Origin of the sequence: Pseudomonas brassicae, from assembly GCF_010671725.1 — a bacterium.
Taxonomy (GTDB): Bacteria; Pseudomonadota; Gammaproteobacteria; order Pseudomonadales; family Pseudomonadaceae; genus Aquipseudomonas; species Aquipseudomonas brassicae.
The window spans coordinates 1-20,231 of record NZ_JAAHBU010000131.1 but is presented as its reverse complement, the minus strand read 5'-3'; the positions used below and the strand labels follow the sequence as shown (position 1 = coordinate 20,231).

The 20,231-nt window shown below is 64.2% G+C and carries 11 protein-coding genes and 6 pseudogenes; 10 read left to right on the top strand and 7 right to left on the bottom strand.

All coding sequences use genetic code 11. The features are described from left to right. The 5 genes and pseudogenes from G3436_RS10855 to G3436_RS10835 all read right to left on the bottom strand — a co-directional run. A partial coding sequence (locus tag G3436_RS10855; protein WP_163944640.1) for an NAD(P)/FAD-dependent oxidoreductase occupies nucleotides 1–844 on the bottom strand: 844 nt, incomplete at its 3' end. Nucleotides 845–869: 25 nt separating this feature from the next. After that, nucleotides 870–1,579: pseudogene (locus G3436_RS10850) on the bottom strand (ABC transporter permease). Next, nucleotides 1,576–2,294: pseudogene (locus G3436_RS10845) on the bottom strand (ABC transporter permease). The pseudogenes G3436_RS10850 and G3436_RS10845 overlap by 4 nt, the downstream one beginning before the upstream one ends. Before the next feature lie 109 nt (nucleotides 2,295–2,403). After that, nucleotides 2,404–3,161: pseudogene (locus tag G3436_RS10840) on the bottom strand (transporter substrate-binding domain-containing protein). A gap of 29 nt (nucleotides 3,162–3,190) precedes the next feature. Beyond that, nucleotides 3,191–4,060, bottom strand: a complete 870-nt coding sequence (locus tag G3436_RS10835; RefSeq protein ID WP_163944637.1) for an SIS domain-containing protein — start codon at nucleotides 4,058–4,060, stop codon at nucleotides 3,191–3,193. Nucleotides 4,061–4,208: 148 nt separating this feature from the next. Here G3436_RS10835 and G3436_RS10830 point away from each other — a divergent pair. After that, a pseudogene (locus tag G3436_RS10830) lies at nucleotides 4,209–5,224 on the top strand (Ldh family oxidoreductase). Nucleotides 5,225–5,281: 57 nt separating this feature from the next. Here G3436_RS10830 and G3436_RS10825 read toward each other — a convergent pair. Next, nucleotides 5,282–5,746: a hypothetical protein gene (locus G3436_RS10825; RefSeq protein WP_163944634.1), complete on the bottom strand. Its 465-nt coding sequence runs from the start codon at nucleotides 5,744–5,746 to the stop codon at nucleotides 5,282–5,284. A gap of 61 nt (nucleotides 5,747–5,807) precedes the next feature. Further along, nucleotides 5,808–6,869: a hypothetical protein gene (locus G3436_RS10820; protein WP_163944631.1), complete on the bottom strand. Its 1,062-nt coding sequence runs from the start codon at nucleotides 6,867–6,869 to the stop codon at nucleotides 5,808–5,810. Between the two features lie 101 nt (nucleotides 6,870–6,970). On the opposite strand from G3436_RS10820, the gene G3436_RS28880 reads away from it, so the two are divergent. From G3436_RS28880 to G3436_RS10775, 9 genes and pseudogenes are all read left to right on the top strand, one after another. Beyond that, nucleotides 6,971–7,375, top strand: a complete 405-nt coding sequence (locus tag G3436_RS28880; protein ID WP_420801198.1) for a response regulator transcription factor — start codon at nucleotides 6,971–6,973, stop codon at nucleotides 7,373–7,375. Beyond that, entirely contained in the window at nucleotides 7,273–7,692 is a 420-nt protein-coding gene (locus G3436_RS28875; RefSeq protein WP_163944624.1) for a response regulator transcription factor, read from the top strand. The genes G3436_RS28880 and G3436_RS28875 overlap by 103 nt, the downstream gene beginning before the upstream one ends. Further along, nucleotides 7,644–8,845: pseudogene (locus G3436_RS10805) on the top strand (amino acid aminotransferase). The gene G3436_RS28875 and the pseudogene G3436_RS10805 overlap by 49 nt, the downstream one beginning before the upstream one ends. Nucleotides 8,846–9,070: 225 nt before the next feature. Beyond that, a complete protein-coding gene (locus tag G3436_RS10800) occupies nucleotides 9,071–10,348 on the top strand; it encodes a serine/threonine transporter (protein ID WP_163944621.1) in 1,278 nt (425 codons plus the stop codon). A gap of 153 nt (nucleotides 10,349–10,501) precedes the next feature. Beyond that, on the top strand, nucleotides 10,502–11,002 hold the full coding sequence (tpx, locus tag G3436_RS10795; RefSeq protein WP_163944619.1) for a thiol peroxidase: 501 nt from the start codon (nucleotides 10,502–10,504) through the stop codon (nucleotides 11,000–11,002). Between the two features lie 218 nt (nucleotides 11,003–11,220). After that, nucleotides 11,221–12,492 carry an MdtA/MuxA family multidrug efflux RND transporter periplasmic adaptor subunit gene (locus G3436_RS10790; RefSeq protein ID WP_163944616.1) on the top strand — a complete coding sequence of 424 codons (1,272 nt, stop codon included), beginning with the start codon at nucleotides 11,221–11,223 and terminating at the stop codon, nucleotides 12,490–12,492. Continuing rightward, a complete protein-coding gene (locus tag G3436_RS10785; RefSeq protein ID WP_163944613.1) occupies nucleotides 12,489–15,587 on the top strand; it encodes an MdtB/MuxB family multidrug efflux RND transporter permease subunit in 3,099 nt (1,032 codons plus the stop codon). Before G3436_RS10790 ends, G3436_RS10785 begins: the two co-directional genes overlap by 4 nt. Next, the gene (locus G3436_RS10780; RefSeq protein WP_163944611.1) at nucleotides 15,584–18,691 is read left to right on the top strand and encodes an efflux RND transporter permease subunit; all 3,108 of its coding nucleotides are present in this window, start codon (nucleotides 15,584–15,586) and stop codon (nucleotides 18,689–18,691) included. The genes G3436_RS10785 and G3436_RS10780 overlap by 4 nt, the downstream gene beginning before the upstream one ends. Before the next feature lie 38 nt (nucleotides 18,692–18,729). Further along, a pseudogene (locus tag G3436_RS10775) lies at nucleotides 18,730–20,174 on the top strand (efflux transporter outer membrane subunit). The last annotated feature ends 57 nt before the right edge of the window (nucleotides 20,175–20,231 follow it).

Here is a 20,231-nt window from a genome sequence, read left to right as displayed (position 1 = left end):
CACCCTGGGGGTGAAAGTGCACGTGATACCCACGCTTGATTTCCAGCGGGATGTCGTAGCCCAGCGGGCGGAACAGCTCGGCGGCCTGCGGGCCCAGGGCAATCACCGCTTCGGCGGCCGTGACCGGGCCCTGGCGCGTGTCGACCTGCCAGTCGCCGGCAACCTGGCGCAGGGTGCGCGCATCGCCGTGGATGAATTGTCCGCCACGCTTGACGAACAGGGCCGCATAGCCACGGGTCAGGCCGCCGGGGTTGGTCACGGTCTTGGGGTCCAGCCAGTGGATGCCGCCCACCGCATTCGCGCTCAGGTCCGGCTCACGGGCATGCAGTTGTTGTTTGTCGAGCAACTCATACTGCAGGCCGTAGGGTTTGAGCGCCTCGGCATCGGCCACGGCCTGGGCCAGTGCCGCGGCATTGCGGTAGACCTCGATCCAGCCCTTGGCCTGCACCAGTGCGCCGAGGTCGGCGACGTCGATCAGCGCATCGTGTTCTTCCACGCAGCGCTGCACCAGCGGCAGCATGGCGCGGGTGGCCTCGGCCAGCGGCGCGGGGGCGGAGTTTTTCCAGTACTTGAGCAGCCACGGCGCGGCCTTGGGCAGGTAGCTGAAGCTGTAGCGTACGTCGGGCTGGCGGTTCAGGCCGTAGCGCAGCAGCTTGGACAGCTGGCGTGGGAACGCATAGGGGATCACGCTTGAGCGCTCGATCAGGCCTGCGTTGCCATGGCTGGTGCCGCTGCCGGGTTCGTCGCGGTCGATCAGGATCACCTTGCGCCCGCGCGCTTGCAGGTGCAGGGCCGTGCAGACGCCGACGATACCGGCGCCCAGAACGATGGTTTGGCAATGCATGGAAAAATCCTCAGCGGCTATCGGTTCAGCGTAAATGGCGGCCCAGACGGGCTTCTATATGTTTGAGGCTGCGGCGCACGATCTCGACGATCAGCAGGTAGAGCACGGCGGCCCACAGGTAGATCTGGAAGTCGAAGCTGCGCGAGAACGCCAGCTTGGTCACGCCCATCAGGTCGTAGATGGTCACCAGCGAGGCGATCGCGCTGGCCTTGATCATCAGGATCAGCTCGTTGCCCAGCGGGCCGATGGCGACGATCAGCGATTGCGGCAGGATGATCTTGAAGAAGGTCGTCGAGCGGCTCAGGCTCAGCGCCCTGGCGGCTTCATGCTGCCCGGGTGCCACGGCCAGCAGGGCGCCGCGAAAGATCTCGGCCTGGTAGGCAGCCGTATTGAGGGTGAAGGCCAGCAGGGTGCAGAACCACGCCTCGCGAAAGAACCACCACAACCCCACGTCTTGCCAGAACCCCTTGAGCGAGCCCAGCCCGTAGTACAGCAGGAACAGCTGGGCCAACAGCGGTGAGCCGCGGAAAAAGTAGATGTAGCCTGCGCTGAGGCGTTGCAGCACGCCATTGCCGGACAGCCGCGCCAGCGCCAGCAGCAGGCCGAGCAGGCGCCCAGGGTAAAGGAGATGGCGACCAGCTTGCCGGTTACCAGCAGCCCGTCGATAAAGCGCGGGCCGTAGCGTTCCAGCAGGTCGGGGTCGAGGAACATGGCCAGTATTTGCTCGAAGTTCATGTGCGTGCGCTCCGCAGGTGACGGCTGCTATGGCGTTCGATGTAGGCAAAGACCCGGCCCGACAGTGCCGAGAACAGCAGGTAGCCCAGGCAGGCGACGCCATAGAAGAACATCGGCTCCTTGGTCACGCTGACCGCCAGGTTGGTCTGGCGCATGAGGTCGACCAGCGAGATGGTCGACACCAGCGAGGTGTCCTTGAGCAGCGACAGCCAGTTGTTCGACAGCCCTGGCAGCGCGATGCGCACCAGTTGCGGAAACACCACCTTGCGGAATGTGGTGGTCTTGCTCAGGCCCAGCGCCGCCGAGGCCTCGTACTGGCCCTTGGGGATGGTCTTGAAGGCGCCCAGCCAGATTTCGCTGGAGAACGCGGCGAATACCAGGCTGAAGGCGATCATGGCGGCGAGGAAGGTGTTGATCATCACCTCGCCCTCGTAGCCCATGGCGGCGAGGATCTTCTGGGCGGCGATCTGGCAGCCGTAATAGATGATCAGCAGCGTGAGCAGCTCGGGCAGGCCGCGGAACACCGTGGAGAACACGGTGGCCCAGGCCCGGGGCAGGCGTTTTTTCGAGCGGGCGGCCAGCGCCACGCCCAGGCCCAGCGGCAGGCCGATGGGCAGGCAGGCCAGGGCCAGGGAAATGGTCACCAGGCGCCGGCCAGCAGGGCCTGGCCCCAGCCGCCGCTGGCGAAGGATAACAGGGACAGTTGTTCGATCATGCGCGAACCCTCGGCAAGACAACAGGGCCTCTTCGCCGGCAAGCCGGCTCCCACAGGGCCGCGTTGAACACAAAACCCTGTGGGAGCTGGCTTGCCAGCGAATGCGGTCTTACTGGTAGATATCGAAGTCGAAATACTGAGCCGCGATTTTCTGGTAAGTCCCGTTGGCGACGATCTCGTCCAGGGCCTTGTTCAGGCGTTCGCGCAGCGCCTGGTCTTCCTTGCGCACGGCAATCGAGGCGTCGGCGTGGTGCCCTTGACGTCACCGAGGATCTTGCAGCAGTCCTTGCCGGACTTGCCCAGCCATTCCAGCAGCGGGAACTTGTCGGCGATCACCCCGTCCAGGCGCCCGGCCGCGAGGTCGGCGTTGGCTTCGTCCAGGGTCGGGTACAGTTTCACGTCGGCACCGGCCTTGCCGTACACGTCCTCGGCATAGATCGCCTGGGTCGAGGACGACTGTGCGCCCACGGTGTAGCCCTTGAAGCTGGTCTGGGCGTCGGTGATCTCGCTGTCCTTGGCCACGGCAACCGACAACGGCGTCTTGTAGTAGTGGTTGGTGAAGGCGATTTTCTTGCGACGCTCCTCGGTGTTGATCATCGAGGCGACCACCGCGTCATACTTCTTGGCCATCAGGGCGGGAATGATGCCTTCCCAATCCTGCGCCACCACGGTGCATTCGACTTTCATCTGCTCGCACAGCGCCTTGGCGATGTCCACGTCGAAGCCGTGCAGCTGATTTTTCGAGTCGACATAGTTGAACGGCGGGTAAGCGCCTTCAGTGGCGATCTTCAGGGTTTCGGCCTGGGCCGAGGTGATGCCGGCGAACAGCAGGGCGCACGCGCCTGCAAAGCGGAGGACGGGTTTCATGAAACACCTCGTGGTTGATTGCACTCTTGCTATTGTTTGCTCGTTGACGTGTAGCCAACGAATTCGTTGTGTAGAGCGGCAGTTGCGTCCAAGCGTTTTTCAACATCCGGCCCGAGCTTCTTGCAGACCTCGTTGACCATCAGGTGCCCCCACGACAGCATCGTCGCGGTGGACTCCCAGAACAGATTGAATTCGGTGGGGATACGAAACACCTCGTCGGCGTTGGCATCGGCCCAGTCACAGAAGGTATCGGTCACCAGGGTGACCGGGATCCCGGCTTCACGTGCCTTGCGGCACAGGATCAGGGCATGGCGCGAGTAGCGCCGGGCCTCGAACACTACCAATGCGCAGTCGTCGGCGGCGCTGAGCAGCACGTCGCCAAAGTGCCCGGCACTGCCGTCCACCACCTGCACGCCATCGCGCAGGTACTGCAGCAGGTGCGCCATGCATTGGGCGATACCGCGTTCGGTCTGAAAGCCGGCGACGAACACCCGGCGGCGTTCGGCCAGGCGTCTGGCCACGGTGTGCCAGGCATCGGTGCGGCTATATTCGTAAACGCTTACCAGCGCGGCCACTTCCAGCTCCAGGCTGCGCGCACGCTCGGCTTCGTCCTTGCCCTGTTGCTGGCGGAACTCCTGCAGCCGGTCGCCCACCAGCCAGGGGCCGTCACCCAGGTCGTCCTTGAGGTCATGCTTGAGCGCCTTGAGGTGTTCGTAGCCCAGCGAGCGGCAGAAGCGCCCCACGCTTGATTCGCTCACGCCGATCTTTGCCGCCAGCGAGGCAGAGGTCTCGAACGGCAGGTCAGTGAAATGCGCAAGCATGTAGGTGGCGATCTTGCGACCCGAGGCGGCTGCATGCTGCAGGCTGTGTTCCAGGCGTTGCTTGATCGGTTGGCTCACGAACGATTCTCGCTGACGGGTGTGCTGGGGATAGAAAATGAATGTTTTCTGTCATCAAGTCAACATTTGACAGTTTGCTGTCATAAGGGGAAAGTTCGGCTATCGCTCGTCGCTGTCGCCCACGCCAATTCCAACAAGGGAGCTTCAGATGTCCGCACCTGTTCACCATATTCCCCAGGCCGAGCTCGAGGCGCTGCTGCAGCGCATTTTCGTGCGCCATGGCAGCAGCGAGTCGGTTGCCCGCATCCTGGCGGCCAACTGTGCCAGCGCCCAGCGCGATGGCGCACATAGCCATGGGGTGTTTCGCATGCCGGCCTATGTGTCGACGCTGGCCAGTGGCTGGGTCGATGGCACGGCGCAGCCCCAGGTGCAGGACGTTGCCAGTGGCTATGTGAGCGTTGATGCCAGGGGCGGCTTTGCCCAGCCGGCACTGGCCGCGCTCGCGCGCTGCTGGTGGAAAAGGCGCGCAGCGCGGGTATTGCGGTGCTGGCGATTCACAACTCGCACCACTTTGCGGCCTTGTGGCCGGATGTCGAGCCGTTCGCCGAAGAGGGGCTGGTAGCGCTGAGCGTGGTCAACAGCATGACCTGCGTGGTGCCCCACGGTGCCAGCAAGCCGCTGTTCGGCACCAACCCGATTGCCTTTGCCGCGCCGTGCGCCGGGCATGCGCCGATCGTGTTCGACATGGCCACCAGCGCCATCGCCCATGGTGACGTGCAGATTGCCGCCGGCAAGGGCGAGCGCTTACCTGAAGGCATGGGCGTGGACAGCCAAGGGCTGGCGACGTGCGACCCGCAGGCGATTCTCGATGGCGGCGCGTTGCTGCCGTTTGGCGGGCACAAGGGCTCGGCGCTGTCGATGATGGTCGAGTTGCTGGCGGCGGCGCTGACGGGCGGCAATTTCTCGTTCGAGTTCGACTGGTCGCAGCATCCGGGGGCGAAAACGCCGTGGACCGGGCAGTTGATCATCGTCATCGATCCCACCAAGGCGCAGGGCAACCGCTTTGCCGAGCGCAGCCGGGAGCTGGTGGCGCAGATGCAGGCGGTGGGGGTGAGCCGCATGCCGGGTGAGCGGCGCTACCGGGAGCGCGAAGCCTCGGCGCGAGACGGGGTGAGTGTGACGCTGGAGGCGTTCGAGGGGTTGCAGCGGTTGGCGCAGGGTTGAGGTGTGTGACGCCATCGCCGGGGATGGCGGTGATGGCGTCATTGCGTGCGCAAGTGATCAAGCGGTGATGCTCAAACCATCGGTGAGTGCACCGCGATAATGGTTGCAACAGCCGCCGTCATCGGTAGTGGCAGCAAAGCCCGCCGCATTTTCGATGACGTTCCACGTGTTGGCGCCCGCCCAGGTCACAATCCAGGGGATGCGCACGTTACAGTCGAACTCGAACCGGTTGGGTTTTCTTGCGGTCAACGAATTGCACACCTGGGTGAGTGTGGCCGGATCCATGAACATCACCGTGTTGGGGAACGCGTGCTCCATTTCCTCGATCCTTGCCTGCAACACGATGCCGGCACGGTGCGTGACGCTTTCGAGCGTGGACTCGATCGTTTCATTGAGGATGTCCATGTCCTCCAGAGCGATCTGCTTGTACGGGTCGATGAGTTGGTTGAAGAAGTCATCTGATGTGCGGGGGCCCAGCACCCGCACGTGTTTGGTCAGAAATTCGAGCGTGATGTAGTACATGACAAAGTCCTCGCACACCGCCAGCGCAGGCGGCGTGCATCCGGGTTGATGGTGTAGCGGCTCAGTGCTGCAGGTCGGTGGCCGAGGTCTTGCCCGGCCACACGCCGTTCATCTGGATCTCGCGACTGCCGGTCAGCCACTGGCCCAGCGGGCTCGGCCAGTTGAAGCTGTAGTTGTCGCTGTTGATCATCCCCTTGAACTTCACCTGGGCACTGATGTTGGTGGCGTTGAGCGGGATGTTGCCGACCGTCTTGGAGAGGCCGCCACTGAGCGAGAACTGCTGGCTCTGCTTACCGGTGGGGGTGTCGTAGTCCAGCGTGATGCTGGTGATGTAGGTGCAACCGGGCTTGTTGTTGAACAGGATCTGCAGGCCGCCCAGGCGCGTGATCCAGTTGGGGATCAGCAACTCGCCGTCGAACGAGGCGAAGGTGTAGGCGATGGGGATCGGCTGGGCGGGCAGGGTGTTGGCCTTGTCGGGCCACAGGTGCTGGTCGACGCTCTTGGTCTGGTTGGTCGACACGTACGAGCCCTTGGCATCGGCGCTGGCCAGCAGGTCCTGCACACCGCCTACCGAGCCGGTCACCGAGAACGACGAGCTGTTGTCCTGCGAGCCCACGTTCAGGCCGCTGGTGGCGTAGATCACGCTGGTCACCACACCAAAGCCCTGGGCGATGCCAGTGCTCGACGCCATGCTGACGCGGCTGGCCTGGTCCTTGAGCCAGGCCAGGGTGTCGGGCCGGGTCAGCACGGTGAGGTCGGCCAGGTAGGCTTCCGAGGCAATCCCGAACTCCGAGGCGATCGAGCCGGTGGAGGCAAAATCCCACTTCACTTCGGTACCGGCGGTGATCTTGGTGCCGGTTTCCGGGTCGGTGGCCGAGCCGTCCAGCGCCACGCTGCTCTGGGTGCGCTTGACGTTGCTGGAGGACAGCTTCCACTGGTTGGGGGCATTGCGCGTGCTGACGGTCAGCCCCGGCGCCTGCTCCTGTACCAGGGTGAAGTCGCCGTTGTCGGGCGACACGAAGCCTACGCTGCCGACCTTGAGTTTCTGGTCGAGGGTCCAGTTGCCCCAGTAAGCCGCGCGGCCATTGCGGATCAAGTCGGTAAACGAGCGGTTCCAGTTCATGATGTGCATTCCTTTTCCATTGAGGGTTCGAATCGACCGAACTGCGACTCGCAACGACATTCCCTGCCGTCGACCACCGGGTGAACTGCGTCGGCAACTGGATGATCTGTCGGTTGGTGGCGCGCGAACATTCGGCAAATGCGGTATGCGCGTGGGTATTCGGGGTTGGCTTTACAGCGGCGCCATCGGCTCCTAGTCTTCGCCAGACATCACCCGTTCAGGGACCGGACATGCGCTTGAGCCACCAGGAAACGGTGGTGTTGTCGTGGGTTGTACGTGGATTGACCGATAGGGAAGTCGCCCAGCAGTTGTCCATCGCTTTTTCTACGGCGCGCAAGCACCGCGAAAACATTCTTCACAAACTCAAGGTCGGCAGAGCCAGTGCGCTGGTGGCGATCTACCTGTGCCTGGAAGCAGCCCTCACCTGCAGGTCGGGCAGGAGCGATCGGCGACGCCGTTGTCAGCACGCGAACAAGACGTGCTGGGTTGCCTGGCGCAGGGGCTGAGCGACAAGCAGCTGGCACGCAGGCTGGGTATCAGCGACCAGACCGCCCGCACACACCGGCGCAACATGCTCGGCAAGACCGCCATGCCGAATGTGTGCGCGCTGTTGTACCTGGCCTTCCACCAAGGCTGGCTGGCATGGCCGGGCGCGCAGCGGGCGTGCATGGCTGCACGGATTAGTTGCACCAGAGGTCATGTTCCTTCGGCGCGGCTACAGGTATCCTCGCCACAGTCCTTCACGATTTGCCCAGACCCAAGGAGCTGCACGCTGTGTTCAAACATGTCGATGCCTATGCCGGCGATCCGATCCTCTCCCTGATGGAGACCTTCAAGGCCGATCCGCGTGCCAACAAGGTCAACCTCAGTATCGGCCTGTATTACGACGCCGACGGCGTGGTGCCCCAATTGGCGGCGGTAGGCGAGGCAGAAAAGCGCCTGGCTGGCCAGCCTCACGAAGCGTCGCTGTACCTGCCGATGGAAGGCCTGGGCAGTTATCGTCAGGCGATCCAGACGTTGCTGTTCGGTGCCGAGCACCCGGCGTTGAGCGACGGGCGGGTGGCCACCGTACAGACGGTTGGCGGCTCGGGTGCATTGAAAGTCGCGCCGACTTCCTCAAGCGCTATTTTGCCGACTCGCAGGTCTGGGTCAGCGACCCTACCTGGGACAACCACCGCGCGATCTTCGAAGGCGCCGGGTTCAAGGTCAACAGCTACCCGTACTTCGATGCGGCCACCCGCGGCGTCAACTTCGACGGCATGCTCGCGACCTTGCAGACCCTGCCGGCCAACAGCATCGTGCTGCTGCACCCGTGCTGCCACAACCCGACGGGTGTCGACCTGAGCCAGGCGCAGTGGCAGCAGGTGATCGAAGTGGTCAAGGCGCGCGCGCTGATCCCCTTCCTCGACATCGCCTACCAGGGCTTTGGTGAAGGCCTGGCCGAAGATGCCTACGCCATTCGTGAATTTGCCCGGGCTGGTGTGCCGAGCCTGGTGAGCAACTCGTTCTCCAAGATCTTCTCGCTGTATGGCGAGCGGGTGGGTGGGTTGTCGGTGGTCAGTGACGACAGCGCGAGCGCGCAGAGTGTCCTGGGCCAGCTCAAGGCCACCGTGCGTCGCAACTACTCCAGCCCGCCGAACTTCGGGGCCCAGTTGGTGGCGACGGTGCTGGGCGATGCGGGGTTGAATGCGCAGTGGCAGGCCGAGGTGGAAACCATGCGCCTGCGTATTCTCGACATGCGCCAGGCGTTGGTGGATGCGTTGGCGGTGTTGCTGCCGGGGCAGAACTTCGACTTCTTCCTCAGCCAGCGCGGCATGTTCAGCTACACCGGTTTCAGCGTGGAGCAGGTGCGTCGCTTGCGTGACGAGTTTGGCGTATACCTGATCGACAGCGGCCGGGTGTGCATGTCAGGCGTGCGTCCGGACAACCTCAAGCAGGTCGCCGAGGCGTTTGCGGCGGTGCACAAGACCGCGTAACGGCTTTTCGCCGACAAGGCCGGCTCCTACAGTGTGTCGCCGGGCCAGCAGGGCCGGCAGCACACCGTGGTGGGGCCACCAGGTGCAACCGCTCCTCGGCCAGGGCTTTGCAAGTGCAACCAAAGCGCGCACAATCGCGCCCCTCTTTTACAGCTGGGGTGTGCTGATGCGTCTGTTCCGCCTCTCCCAGCGCTGTTGCAGTCTTGCGTGTGGAGTTGCACCCGGATGAATGAGCAGGCCCCAAGCGTTGAACAACGCTTCGAATCGTCCCCAGTCGCCCTCGGCAGCTGGGCCCGTCAGGACACCACCTGGATGCTGGGCCTGTTCGGCACAGCCATCGGCGCCGGAACCCTGTTCCTGCCGATCAACGCCGGCCTCGGCGGCTTCTGGCCACTGCTGATTCTGGCGCTGCTGGCTTTCCCGATGACCTACTACGCACACCGCGGCCTGACCCGCTTCGTGCTTTCAGGCCGCGATGGCGCCGACATCACCGACGTGGTCGAGGAGCATTTCGGCCTCACCGCCGGTGCCTGCATCACCTTGCTGTATTTCCTCGCCATCTTCCCGATCCTGCTGATCTACAGCGTGGCGCTGACCAATACGGTTGGCAGCTTCATGGAGCACCAGCTGCATATCGCACCACCACCGCGCATCGTGCTGTCGTTCGTGCTGATCCTCGGCCTGCTGGCCATCGTGCGCTGCGGCGAGCAGGCCACGGTCAAGGTCATGAGCCTGCTGGTGTACCCGTTCATCGTGGCCCTGGCGTTGCTGGCGGTGTTCCTGATCCCGCACTGGAATGGCGGCATCCTGGCCACCGCCACCGAGCTGCCATCGGGCTCGGCCTTCCTGCACACCCTGTGGCTGGCCATCCCGGTGATGGTGTTCTCGTTCAACCACTCGCCGATCATCTCGGCCTTCGCCGTCGACCAGAAGCGCCGCTATGGTGAGCACGCCGACGAGCGCAGCGGGCAGATCCTGTCCCGTGCCCACCTGCTGATGGTGGCCATGGTGATGTTCTTCGTGTTCAGCTGCGTGCTGACCCTGAGCCCGTCGCAACTGGCCGAAGCCAAGGCGCAGAACCTGTCGATCCTGTCGTACCTGGCCAACCACTTCAGCAACCCGACCATCGAGTTCGCGGCGCCGCTGATTGCCTTCGTGGCCATCGCCAAGTCGTTCCTGGGCCATTACATCGGCGCCAGCGAAGGCCTCAAGGGGCTGGTGCTGAAAACCGGCAAGCGCCCGGGCGCCAAGGCGCTGGACCGCTTTACCGCAGCGTTCATGCTGGTGATCTGCTGGGTAGTGGCCACGCTCAACCCGAGCATCCTGAGCATGATCGAGTCGTTTGGCGGCCCGGTGATCGCCGCGATCCTGTTCCTGATGCCGATGTACGCCATCCGCCGCGTACCGGCGATGCGCAAGTACAGTGGCGCGATGTCCAACGTGTTCGTGGTCGCGGTTGGCCTGGTGGCCATCAGCGCCATCGTCTATTCGCTGGCCGGCTGAGCCGCGGGGCGGGCAGGGGTACACACCCTTGCTCGCCCTTTGTCCACAAAAGTTGTCTGGCAATTCAACAATTTATCGTGCCCCCCATAGGTTGATGGGCACTTTCATGCTTAACTCTGGTCCTTTACTCACCCCCGCATAAGGACTTCTTTCATGGCTCAAGTGACTCTCAAAGGCAACCCGGTACAGGTCAACGGCGAACTGCCGGCAGTGGGCGCCCAGGCACCTGCGTTTTCCCTGGTGGCGGGCGACCTGTCCGACGTGACCCTGGCTTCCCTGGCCGGCAAGCGTAAAGTGCTGAACATCTTCCCAAGCGTCGACACCCCTACCTGCGCCACCTCGGTGCGCCAGTTCAACGCCAAGGCCAATGAGCTGGCCAACACCGTGGTGCTGTGCATCTCGGCCGACCTGCCGTTCGCCCAGGCACGCTTCTGCGGTGCCGAAGGCCTGGAAAACGTCAAGAACCTGTCGACCCTGCGCGGTGCCGAGTTCATCGAGCAGTACGGCGTGGCAATTGCCGACGGCCCGCTCAAAGGCCTGACTGCCCGTGCGGTCGTGGTGCTGGACGAAAACGACAAGGTGCTGCACAGCGAGCTGGTCAAGGAAATCGCTGAAGAACCGAACTATGACGCGGCACTGTCGGTACTGAAGTAAGATTGCAACGCAGCCGTTGCCGGCGAGACCGGCTGCGGCAATTTGCAAAAAGTTGTAACGGCCTGGCCTTAGTCCAGGCCGTTTTTATTTATAGTTCAGCACTTTGCCAACGTCAGCTCTAGGTAAATAGCCGGTAAAGGCGCTTTGCTTAAACCGCTCTACTGCTTATCGTTCAGCCTCCTCAAGAGAAGTTTCCCCGCACAATGGCCGATCAACCGATGCAAACCGCCCGTCCCCGTCACTCTCGTCGCTGGCTGCTGAGCCTGCTGGTTCTGCTGGTGGTTGCCGGCCTGTGCTGGTGGCAGTGGCCATCATCGCAGCCAGACAAGGGCGCTGCCGGTGGCAAGCCCGGCGGTGGGCGTCCAGGTTTCGGTGCCTTTGGCGGCCCGGTGCCGGTACGTGTCGCGCCGGCTACGGTGGGCGACTTTCCGCTGTACTACAAGGCGTTGGGCACGGTCACCGCGACCAACACGGTGAACGTGCGCAGCCGCGTGGCGGGGGAACTGGTCAAGGTCCACTTCAAGGAAGGTCAGCGCGTCAAGGCTGGCGACCTGCTGGCCGAAATCGACCCGCGCAGCTACCAGATCGCCTTGCAGCAGGCCGAAGGCACCCTGGCGCAGAACCAGGCACAGCTGAAAAATGCCCAGATCGACCTGCAACGCTACAAAGGCCTGTTCGCCGAAGACAGCATCGCCAAGCAGACCCTCGACACCCAGGCCGCACTGGTCGCCCAGTACCAGGGCACGATCAAGACCAACCAGGCGGCGGTGGGCGATGCCAAGCTCAACCTCGACTTCACCAGGATTCGTGCGCCGATCAGCGGGCGCCTGGGCTTGCGTCAGCTGGATGTCGGCAACCTGGTTGCAGCCAACGACACCACCGCCCTGGTGGTGATCACCCAGACCCAGCCGATCACCGTGGCGTTCACCCTGCCTGAAACCGAGCTGACCACCGTGCTTGCACGCTACCGCAGCGGGGCGCAGTTGCCTGTGCAGGCGTGGGACCGTGGCGACACCCAACAGCTGTCGGTCGGGGTGCTCAGCAGCCTGGACAACCAGATCGACACCACCACCGGCACCCTGAAGTTCAAGGCCAGCTTCCAGAACCAGGATGAAATGCTGTTCCCCAACCAGTTCGTCAACGTACGGCTGCTGGCCGACACCCTCAAGGACGCTGTACTGGCGCCTTCGGCGGCAATGCAGTTCGGCACCAACGGCACCTTCGCCTATGTGCTGGACGGCGAGAACAAGGTACGTATCCGCAGCCTCAAGCTGGGCGCCAGCGATGGTGAGCTGACCGTGGTCAAGCAAGGCCTGGCCAAGGGCGACCGCGTGGTGCTCGAAGGCACCGACCGCCTGCGTGATGGCAGCGACGTCGAAGTGGTCAATGACAGCAGCGAAGTTCCCGCCACCCCTGGGCAGCACCTGCAAGGCCAGGACAAGAAAGACGCCTCGGCCGCGCCGGGCGAGCAGGGCAAGGCCGGCGCATGAACCTTTCGCGGCTGTTCATCCTGCGCCCGGTCGCCACCACGCTGAGCATGCTGGCCATCGTGCTGGCCGGCCTCATTGCCTACAAGTTGCTGCCGGTGGCGGCCTTGCCCCAGGTCGATTACCCGACCATCCGGGTCATCACCCTGTACCCCGGCGCCAGCCCGCAGGTGATGACCAGCGCGGTGACCGCGCCCCTGGAACGCCAGTTCGGCCAGATGCCGGGGCTGACCCAGATGGCGTCGACCAGCTCGGGTGGTGCGTCGGTACTGACCCTGCGCTTCAACCTCGAAATGAACATGGACGTGGCCGAGCAGCAGGTACAGGCGGCGATCAACGCGGCCAGCAACCTGCTGCCCAGCGACCTGCCGGCACCGCCGGTGTACAACAAGGTCAACCCGGCCGACACCCCGGTGCTGACCTTGGCGATCACCAGCAAGACCATGCTGCTGCCCAAGCTCAACGACCTGGTCGACACCCGCATGGCGCAGAAGATCGCGCAGATCAGCGGCGTGGGCATGGTCAGCATCGCCGGCGGCCAGCGCCAGGCCGTGCGCATCAAGGTCAACCCCGAGGCACTGGCCTCGGCCGGGCTCAACCTGGCCGACGTGCGCACGCTGATCGGCGCCTCCAACGTCAACCAGCCCAAGGGCAACTTCGACGGCCCGACGCGGGTGTCGATGCTCGACGCCAACGACCAGCTGCGCTCGCCCGAGGAATACGCCAACCTGATTCTGGCCTACAACAACGGTGCGCCGTTGCGCCTCAAGGACGTCGCCCAGATCGTCGACGGCGCCGAGAACGAGCGCCTGGCCGCGTGGGCCAACCAGAGCCAGGCGGTACTGCTGAACATCCAGCGCCAGCCCGGGGCCAACGTCATCGAGGTGGTCGACCGGATCAAGGCGTTGCTGCCGTCGATCACCGACAACCTGCCCGCGGGCCTGGATGTGATGGTGCTGACCGACCGCACCCAGACCATCCGCGCCTCGGTCAAGGACGTGCAGCACGAGTTGCTGATCGCCATCGTGCTGGTGGTGCTGGTGACGTTCCTGTTCCTGCGTCGGGTGAGTGCCACGATCATCCCGTCGATTGCCGTACCGCTGTCGCTGGTGGGCACCTTTGGGGTGATGTACCTGGCCGGCTTCTCGATCAACAACCTGACCCTGATGGCCCTGACCATCGCCACCGGTTTTGTGGTGGACGATGCGATCGTGATGCTGGAGAACATCTCGCGCCACATCGAAGAGGGCGAAACGCCCATGCAGGCGGCGCTCAAGGGCGCACGCCAGATCGGCTTCACGCTGATTTCGCTGACCTTCTCGCTGATCGCGGTGTTGATCCCGCTGCTGTTCATGGCCGATGTGGTCGGGCGCCTGTTCCGCGAATTCGCGATTACCCTGGCGGTGGCGATCCTGATTTCGCTGGTGGTCTCGCTGACCCTCACGCCGATGATGTGCGCGCGCCTGCTCAAGCGTGAGCCCAAGCCAGAGGAGCAGGGCCGCTTCTACCGTGCCAGTGGCGCGTGGATCGACTGGATGATCGCGCACTACGGCCGTGGCCTGCAGTGGGTGCTGCGGCATCAGCCGCTGACCCTGCTGGTGGCCGTGGCCACCCTGGGCCTGACCGTGCTGCTGTACCTGGTGGTGCCCAAGGGCTTCTTCCCGGTACAGGACACCGGGGTGATCCAGGGGATTTCCGAGGCGCCGCAGTCGGTGTCGTTCGCCGCCATGAGCCAGCGCCAGCAGGAACTGAGCAAGGTGATCCTGCAAGACCCGGCCGTGCAGAGCCTGTCTTCGTATATCGGTGTGGACGGTGACAATGCCACGCTCAACAGCGGGCGCCTGCTGATCAACCTCAAGCCCCACGGCGAGCGCGACGTGACGGCCAGCCAGGTGATCACCCGCCTGCAGCCGGTGCTGGACAAGCTGGTGGGCATCCGCCTGTTCATGCAGCCGGTGCAGGACCTGAGCATCGAAGACCGCGTCAGCCGTACTCAGTACCAGTTCAGCCTGTCGTCGCCGGATGCCGACCTGCTGGCGCTGTGGAGCGCCAAGCTGGTCGACGCCCTGCATGCGCGCGCCGAGCTCACCGATGTGGCCAGCGACCTGCAGGACAAGGGCCTGCAGGTGTTCCTGGTGATCGACCGTGACGCTGCCAGCCGCCTGGGCATCAACGTGTCGGAAATCACCAACGCGCTGTATGACGCCTTCGGTCAGCGCCAGATCTCGACCATCTACACCCAGGCCAGCCAGTATCGCGTGGTGCTGCAGGCTGCCGCCGCCTCCGACCTGGGGCCAAAAGTACTCGATCAGATCTACGTCAAGACCACCGACGGCGGCCAGGTGCGCCTGTCGAGCCTGGCCCATGTCGAGCAGCGCCAGGCACAACTGGCGATTGCCCACATCGGCCAGTTCCCGGCAGTGATGATGTCGTTCAACCTGGCCGAAGGGGTGTCCTTGGGCGAGGGCGTCAAGGTGATCGAGCAGGTGCAGCAGCAGATCGGTATGCCGCTGGGCGTGCAGACCCGCTTCCAGGGCGCTGCCGAAGCGTTCCAGGCCTCGCTGTCGAGCACCTTGCTGCTGATTCTGGCGGCGGTGGTGACCATGTACATCGTGCTGGGCGTGCTCTACGAGAGCTACATCCACCCGGTGACCATCCTCTCGACCCTGCCCTCGGCGGCGGTCGGTGCGTTGCTCGCGCTGATCCTCAGCGGCAACGACCTGGGCATGATCGCGATCATCGGCATCATCCTGCTGATCGGTATCGTCAAGAAGAACGCGATCATGATGATCGACTTCGCGCTGGAGGCCGAACGCAACCAGGGCATGGACCCACAGACCGCCATCTACCAGGCGGCGCTGCTGCGCTTCCGGCCGATCCTGATGACCACCCTGGCCGCGTTGTTCGGGGCCGTGCCGCTGATGCTCGCCACCGGCTCCGGTGCCGAGCTGCGCCAGCCGCTGGGCCTGGTGATGGTGGGCGGGTTGCTGGTCAGCCAGGTGCTGACGCTGTTCACCACGCCGGTGATCTACCTGTACTTTGACCGTCTGGCACGCCGCTGGCGTCGTCAGCCTGACGCACAACAGGCCGACGCATGAACCTTTCCGGCCCGTTTATCCGTCGCCCGGTGGCGACCATGCTGCTGAGCCTGGCGATCATGCTGCTGGGCGGTGTCAGCTTCGGCCTGCTGCCAGTGGCACCGCTGCCGCAAATGGACTTCCCGGTGATCGTGGTCTCGGCCAACCTGCCGGGGGCCAGCCCGGAGGTCATGGCCTCGACCGTGGCCACGCCGCTGGAGCGATCGCTGGGCAGCATTGCCGGGGTCAATACCCTGACCAGCCGTTCCAGCCAGGGTTCGACCCGGGTGATCCTGGGCTTCGACATGGGGCGCGACATCGATGGTGCCGCCCGCGAGGTGCAGGCAGCCATCAACGCCACGCGCAACCTGCTGCCCAGCGGCATGAAGAGCATGCCCACGTACAACAAGTTCAACCCCTCCCAGGCACCGATCATGGTGCTGTCGCTGACCTCCGACGTGTTGCAGAAGGGCCAGCTCTACGACCTGGCGTCCACCATCCTGTCGCAAAGCCTGTCGCAGGTGCCGGGAGTGGGCGAGGTGCAGATCGGCGGCAGCTCGCTGCCGGCGGTGCGTGTCGAGCTCGAACCGCAGTTGCTCAACCAGTACGGCGTGAGCCTGGACGAGGTGCGCCAGGCCATCGCCAATGCCAACGTGCGGCGGCCCAAGGGCTTTGTCGAGGATGCCCAGCGTAGCTGGCAGGTGCAGGCCAACGACCAGTTGGAGAAGGCCAAGGACTACGGCCCGCTGGTGATCCGCTACCAGGATGGCTCGGTGTTGCGCCTCAGTCACGTGGCCAAGGTTACCGACGCGGTCGAAAACCGCTACAACAGCGGCTTTTTCAACGACAAGGACGCCGTGCTGCTGGTGATCAACCGCCAGACCGGCGCCAACATCATCCAGACCATCGAGAGCATCAAGGAGCAGTTGCCCGCGTTGCAGGCGCTGATGCCGGCCAGCGTGCAGCTCAACCTGGCCATGGACCGTTCGCCGGTAATCAAGGCCACCCTCAAGGAAGCCGAGCACACCTTGCTGATTGCCGTGGCGCTGGTGATCCTGGTGGTGTTCCTGTTCCTGGGCAACCTGCGTGCGTCGCTGATCCCGACGCTGGCAGTGCCGGTGTCGCTGGTCGGCACCTTTGCGGTGATGTACCTGTGCGGCTTCTCGCTGAACAACCTGTCGCTGATGGCGCTGATCCTGGCCACCGGGCTGGTGGTGGACGATGCCATCGTGGTGCTGGAAAACATTTCGCGGCATATCGACGAAGGCGTCGCGCCGTTGAGCGCGGCGTTTCTCGGCGCCAAGGAAGTGGGCTTCACGCTGCTGGCGATGAACGCCTCGCTGGTGGCGGTATTCGTGTCGATCCTGTTCATGGGCGGTATCGTCGAATCGCTGTTCCGCGAGTTCTCCATCACCCTGGCGGCGGCGATTCTGGTGTCGCTGGTGGTGTCGCTGACGCTCACGCCGATGCTGTGCGCGCGCTGGCTCAAGCCGCATGAGCCCAGCCGCCAGACCCGCCTGCAGCGCTGGAGCGAACGCCTCAACCAACGCATGATGGCCGGCTACGACCGCAGCCTGGGCTGGGCGCTGCGCCATCGACGCCTGACCCTGCTGAGCCTGCTGGCGACCATCGTGGTCAACGTCGGGTTGTACGTGGTGGTGCCCAAGACCCTCATGCCGCAGCAGGATACCGGCCAGTTGATGGGCTTTGTGCGCGGCGACGACGGCCTGTCGTTCGCGGTAATGCAGCCAAAGATGGAAATCTACCGCCGTGCCTTGCTCAAGGACCCGGCCGTGGAAAGCGTGGCCGGCTTCATCGGCGGCAACAGCGGCATCAACAACGCCATGGTGCTGGTGCGCCTGAAGCCGATCAAGCAGCGCAAGGAGTCGGCGCAGAAGATCATCGAGCGCCTGCGCAAGGAGATGCCCAAGGTGCCGGGCGGCCGTCTGTTCCTGATGGCCGACCAGGACCTGCAGTTTGGTGGCGGCCGCGAGCAGAGCAGCTCGCAGTTCCTCTACACCCTGCAAAGTGGCGACCTGGCCTCGCTGCGCGAGTGGTACCCCAAGGTGGTGGCCGCGCTCAAGTCGCTGCCGGAGCTCACCGCCATCGACGCCAGCGAGGGCAGTGGCACCCAGCAGGTGACCCTGGTGGTCGATCGCGAGCAGGCCAAGCGCCTGGGCATCGACATGAGCATGGTTACCTCGGTGCTCAACAACGCCTACAGCCAGCGCCAGATCTCGACCATCTACGACAGCCTCAACCAGTACCAGGTGGTGATGGAGGTCAACCCCAAGTATGCCCAGGACCCGCGTACGCTTGAGCAGGTGCAGGTGATTACCGCCGACGGCGCGCGCGTGCCGTTGTCGACCTTTGCGCGCTACGAGAACAGCCTGGCCGAAGACCGGGTCAGCCACGAGGGCCAGTTTGCCGCCGAAGACATTTCCTTCGACCTGGCCGAAGGGGTCAGCCAGGATCAGGCAATGGCTGCGGTCGAGCGTGCGGTGGCCAAGGTCGGCCTGCCCGAAAGTGTGATCGCCAAGTTGGGCGGTACGGGGGATGCGTTTACCAAGAGCGCACAGGGCCAGCCGTGGATGATCCTTGGCGCCTTGCTGGCGGTGTACCTGGTGCTGGGTATCCTCTACGAGAGCTACATCCACCCGCTGACCATCCTCTCGACCTTGCCCTCGGCCGGGGTCGGTGCCTTGCTCACGCTGTACGTGGTCGGCAGCGAGTTCAGCCTGATCTCGCTGCTGGGCCTGTTCCTGCTGATCGGCGTGGTAAAGAAGAACGCGATCCTGATGATCGACCTGGCGTTGCAGCTGGAGCGCAACGAAGGGCTGACGCCGCAGGAGTCTATTCGCCGGGCCTGCCTGTTGCGCCTGCGGCCGATCCTGATGACCACCCTGGCGGCGATCCTGGGCGCGTTGCCGCTGCTGCTCAGTACCGCCGAAGGCGCGGAGATGCGCCAGCCGCTGGGCCTGACCATCATTGGCGGGCTGGTGTTCAGCCAGATCCTCACGCTCTATACCACTCCGGTGGTCTACCTCTATCTGGACCGCCTGCGCCATCGCTTCAACCACTGGCGCGGCGTGCGTACCGATGTTGCCTTGGAAACCCCGCTATGAACCCGATTGCCAAACATTGCCCACCTTCGTTGCAGCCGATGCTGGCTGCACGCGGCTCGCGCTTGCTGGCCAGCGCGCTGTGCGTGGCGATGCTCAGCGCCTGTACCCTGAGCCCTGACTACCACCGGCCGTCGGCGCCAGAACCTGCTGCGTTCAAATATGCCGAAGGCTGGAGCGCCGCCAACCCGTCCGACGCGCTGGCCCGTGGCGCCTGGTGGGAGCTGTACGGCGATGCCCAGCTCAACGCGCTGGTCGAGCAGCTCAATGCCAGCAACCAGACGGTTGCGCAATATGAAGCGCAGTACCGCCAGGCCCAGGCGCTGGTGCGCAGTTCGCGGGCGTCGCTGTTCCCGACCCTGGACCTGAGCGCCGGCAAGACCCGCTCCAGCCAGGGCACCGGCAGCAGCAGTTCGAGCCTGAGCAACAACAGCAGCGGTATTCGCGATACCTACAGCACCCAGTTGGGGGTCAGTTGGGAGGCCGACCTGTGGGGCAAGCTGCGCGAAGGCCTGAATGCCGACGAGGCCAGTGCCGAGGCGAGCCTGGCGGACCTTGCGTCGATCCGCCTGAGCCTGCAGTCGGAGCTGGTGCAGAATTATGTGCAGTTGCGCGTGATCGACGAGCAAAAGCGCCTGCTCGAAGCCACGCTGGCGGCGTATCAGCGCTCGCTGACCATGACCCAGAATCAGTACCGTGCCGGCGTGTCGGGCAAGGATGCGGTGGCCCAGGCGCAAACCCAGCTCAAGAGCACCCAGGCCGACCTGATCGACCTGAGCTGGCAGCGTGCACAGTTCGAGAACGCAATCGCGGTGTTGATGGGCAAGGCGCCGGCTGCGTTCGCCCTGGCGCCAAGTACGCGGATCCCGCAATTGCCGCAGATCCCGATGGCCTTGCCGTCGCAGTTGCTGGAGCGCGCCCCGACATTGCCTCGGCCGAGCGCAAGGTGATGGCGGCCAATGCCAGTATCGGCGTGGCGCGCGCAGCGTACTTTCCAGACCTGACCCTGAGCTTGAGCGGCGGCTACAGCAGTAGCAGCTTCAGCGACTGGATCAGCTTGCCCAACCGTTTCTGGTCGGTGGGGCCGCAGTTGGCGATGACCCTGTTCGACGCCGGCAAGCGTTCGGCCGAGGTCGAGCGCACCAAGGCGGTGTATGACCAGACTGTGGCGCAGTACCGCCAGAGCGTGCTCGATGGCTTCCAGGAAGTGGAGAACTACCTGGTGCAGTTGAAGGTGTATGCCGACGAGGCGCAGGTGCGCGATGAAGCGCTGGCCTCGGCACGTGAATCGCTGCGCCTGACCGAAAACCAGTACAAGGCCGGGCTGATCGGTTACCTGGACGTGGTGAACGTGCAGACCACCGCGCTGAGCAACGAGCGTAGCGCGTTGACGTTGCTGCAAGGGCGCCTGGTGGCCAGCGTGCAGTTGATTGCCGCACTGGGTGGCGGCTGGGACGAGCAGGTGGCGTTCAAGCCCGAGCCCTGAGTCCGCCGCGTTGGCCCCTTCGCTGGCAAGCCAGCTCCCACAAGGGGCAGTGGTAAT

Excerpts from the sequence above, each read along its gene's own strand:
- G3436_RS10780 (WP_163944611.1), top strand. The coding sequence starts at position 15,584 with ATGAACCTTTCCGGCCCGTTTATCCGTCGCCCGGTGGCGACCATGCTG.
- tpx (WP_163944619.1), top strand. The coding sequence starts at position 10,502 with ATGGCTCAAGTGACTCTCAAAGGCAACCCGGTACAGGTCAACGGCGAA.
- G3436_RS10800 (WP_163944621.1), top strand. The coding sequence starts at position 9,071 with ATGAATGAGCAGGCCCCAAGCGTTGAACAACGCTTCGAATCGTCCCCA.
- G3436_RS10825 (WP_163944634.1), bottom strand. The coding sequence starts at position 5,746 with ATGTACTACATCACGCTCGAATTTCTGACCAAACACGTGCGGGTGCTG.
- G3436_RS10790 (WP_163944616.1), top strand. The coding sequence starts at position 11,221 with ATGCAAACCGCCCGTCCCCGTCACTCTCGTCGCTGGCTGCTGAGCCTG.
- G3436_RS10820 (WP_163944631.1), bottom strand. The coding sequence starts at position 6,869 with ATGAACTGGAACCGCTCGTTTACCGACTTGATCCGCAATGGCCGCGCG.
- G3436_RS10785 (WP_163944613.1), top strand. The coding sequence starts at position 12,489 with ATGAACCTTTCGCGGCTGTTCATCCTGCGCCCGGTCGCCACCACGCTG.
- G3436_RS28880 (WP_420801198.1), top strand. The coding sequence starts at position 6,971 with ATGATCTGTCGGTTGGTGGCGCGCGAACATTCGGCAAATGCGGTATGC.